3 protein-coding genes and 1 tRNA gene are annotated in these 2,673 nt (G+C 46.9%); all 4 read right to left on the reverse strand.

Annotated elements, in window-relative coordinates; genetic code table 11:
* Positions 1 to 258: 258 nt before the first annotated feature.
* Positions 259 to 501: a DUF493 domain-containing protein gene (locus PF479_RS19130; protein ID WP_298010214.1), complete on the reverse strand. Its 243-nt coding sequence runs from the start codon at positions 499 to 501 to the stop codon at positions 259 to 261.
* A gap of 41 nt (positions 502 to 542) precedes the next feature.
* Positions 543 to 1,412: a YkgJ family cysteine cluster protein gene (locus tag PF479_RS19135; protein ID WP_298010217.1), complete on the reverse strand. Its 870-nt coding sequence runs from the start codon at positions 1,410 to 1,412 to the stop codon at positions 543 to 545.
* 46 nt (positions 1,413 to 1,458) lie between these two features.
* A tRNA-Ser gene (locus PF479_RS19140) sits at positions 1,459 to 1,545 on the reverse strand.
* A gap of 60 nt (positions 1,546 to 1,605) precedes the next feature.
* Positions 1,606 to 2,673 (reverse strand): hypothetical protein (locus tag PF479_RS19145; RefSeq protein WP_298010220.1); only part of this gene is annotated, 1,068 nt, incomplete at its 5' end.

The following is a 2,673-nucleotide window of genomic DNA, read 5'->3' on the forward strand; positions in this document are numbered from 1 at the left end:
GAATTGATTTTATTACGGAATTTTTAATTTGAAATTAAATCCATAAAATACAGATTATTTCCTTACGATTTCATGAGCATCATCATGACATTCATAGAATATTTCATTTATATATTATAGACAGAAGACCCTATTAAGCCCAATCAATTCATTCACATTTTACCCATCTTCAGGTATTGCTCCAGTAGAACAAAACAATAAAAGCCATGATACACATTTTGATTCAGGATTATGAAAACAGGAAAGATTGTAATCAAGTTATAGAACCATGGTCACACTGTCACAGCCCTTGAGAGCCGCAAAAGTACCATTTCTTTCGTCTTCTGAACTCACGATCAGTTCCAGGTGAAGAGAAATGTATTTCCCTTTTTTATTTGCATCCTCCAGGGCATACTTCCGGGAGGCCATTATGATCTTGATATCCCTGGTCATATCGTCTTTATTTAAACCAATCACCCTGTATGACCAGGAACGGGGATAGGTTATGTCATTTTTTTCCATGTGAGGAATTATAGCAGAAGAACTCGGTTGAGGCTTTATCATCAGTCCAGGGCCCCATGCTCTTTGGCAGTGCTGATCCAGTGTTCCGCCAAGTGGGCAGGTTCGGCGCCTAAGGCTCGTCCGAGCTGCAATGCCAATCCCATGAGTAATCCCGAGGCTTCCCCCATTGCTGAAAAATTGTCCAGTGTACCGAATGATTCCTGAGCTTCTGATTGGAGGAGATCAAAATGCCGGCCGGAAAAGGCCGCTGGATCATTGATATGATCCTTTAATTCAGGCAGCATCAGCCTGTCGATCCACTGGGGACCAAGCCGTTTTGTCAGCTCTTCTGGCTCTTCTGTTCCCATCTCCCGCCAGAGGCGTAATGTCTGAGTGTCACCCGATTCGGACAAACCGCTTTCAAGAAGAAGAGCAAATGCCCCGTCAGCCAGATTCTGCATCATTTCAAGGTACACATCCTGACCACTTTCACAGTTTTTTACATTTTGTCCCTCAATGTAGTCGGCAACAGTCAAGCTGGGTAATCCCAGTACCTCAGGACAGCCGTCCATGCAGGGAAATACAGAACCCTGATATATGTAGTACTGCTCCTCTCCCTGCTTTTGGCGGCCGAGGGGATAGAGGCGGCATGCAAGGGGACGCCCCCGATGAACACTGCATCCGAAATCAGGAATATACTGGCTGCATGCGGGCTGCTCTTTCCATCCCGCCGGTCCATTAAAGCGGAGACGGATGCCCCCGAAATCACAATATTGATCACGAAACTCTCTGGGGGTCAGCCCTTTTGCATCGGCCAGGAAAGCTAACTCCCAGGGATTAATTCTGACATTTTTGCCATGACAGCAGGTTCCGGAACGTGAACATGTGAGGGGCAGAATATCATTGAGATTGAGTTTCGTAGGTTCAGGCATCAGGGGGTTTCCTTTCATTGAATAGAGGGATCTTATCGAAAAAAATCGGAGAGGGAGGGATTCGAACCCTCGGTACTGCAGGCAGTACACCTGATTTCGAATCAGGACCGTTCGACCACTCCGGCACCTCTCCTAAGGAACAGACACATTCTACTACTAAAAGTGATTTTACCCAAAGGAAAAATGTGACAAATTACCAGTATGTTGCCTTTATCCTCAGGAATAGACCGTTGACTCCCCCTTCGTTCCACTCCTTATTATTATAAAGACCCGAAATGGTGTTAAAACCAGCCATAGTATATCCGGCGGTATACTCAACCCCGCTGTAATCGAGGGTGACACCCGTTTCAAGTCCCAGAGTGTCGCTCCAGACAGTACGGCTCAAATCATAATCTGTGAGAACAAGAAAGACCTCCAGTGCTTTGTACAGGATACCCGCATCAACACCCATCTCATGGCGGACTGAATCATCGTAATATATGGTCTGGTAAGCCAGGCCGGGATTAAAATCAAAGGACAGGACAGGCATGTTCAATGAAATACCTGCTGACAGCCTGAGGGCCTTGTCCAGATGATCCCATAGGGGATAGGTAGTAAAGTCATCCCCCTTTGTATATTTGATTCCCACACTGGCAGCGGCTTTCATCGGCTTAAAATCATAAGTGTAGCCTCCGGATGAAGCAATTTTGAAGGCATCACCGTTGACTGACGCAGCCAGTTCAGCATCCCAATTTTTTGAATCATACCAGAAGGAACTAAAGAGGTTCGGCACGCCAAGATCCTTCTGATAAGTGATCTGCCGGATATCGGTACTGCCGGATTCCACACCGATCAGATCCGGAACTGCAGCGCCCTGGATACCGAATCCATTTTTTCCGGTCCATTTGCCGCCGATCCAGAGGGACTGAGGGGTCATATCCTGACCCAATGCGGATTCGATTCCAGCAGATCTTGTTACCTGCAGCCATTTATGCACGGGATCAGGGGAGTGATACCCCGCCTGCACCTGAAAATCAGCAGGTAAATCCTGTTCCAGGAACAGTGAGTTCAGATAGAAATAGGACCCGTCAATACTTCCCTTGGAAAAGTCTTCAAAATTAACCTCCTCAATACCCGCCACAGTAAACAGCCTGGCAGAATCAGAGAGTTCGGACTGCAGATAAAGATGAAGGTCATCAAGCTGATTGTAAAATTGAGGGTCTCCCTTCTCGGCATCCGCCGTATCCGTATCCAGGGTTCCCCAGACCATTCTCCAGTCCAG

It is taken from the genome of Oceanispirochaeta sp. (assembly GCF_027859075.1).
Classification (GTDB): Bacteria; Spirochaetota; Spirochaetia; order DSM-2461; family DSM-2461; genus Oceanispirochaeta.

Excerpts from the sequence above, each read along its gene's own strand:
- PF479_RS19130 (WP_298010214.1), bottom strand. The coding sequence starts at position 501 with ATGGAAAAAAATGACATAACCTATCCCCGTTCCTGGTCATACAGGGTG.
- PF479_RS19135 (WP_298010217.1), bottom strand. The coding sequence starts at position 1,412 with ATGCCTGAACCTACGAAACTCAATCTCAATGATATTCTGCCCCTCACA.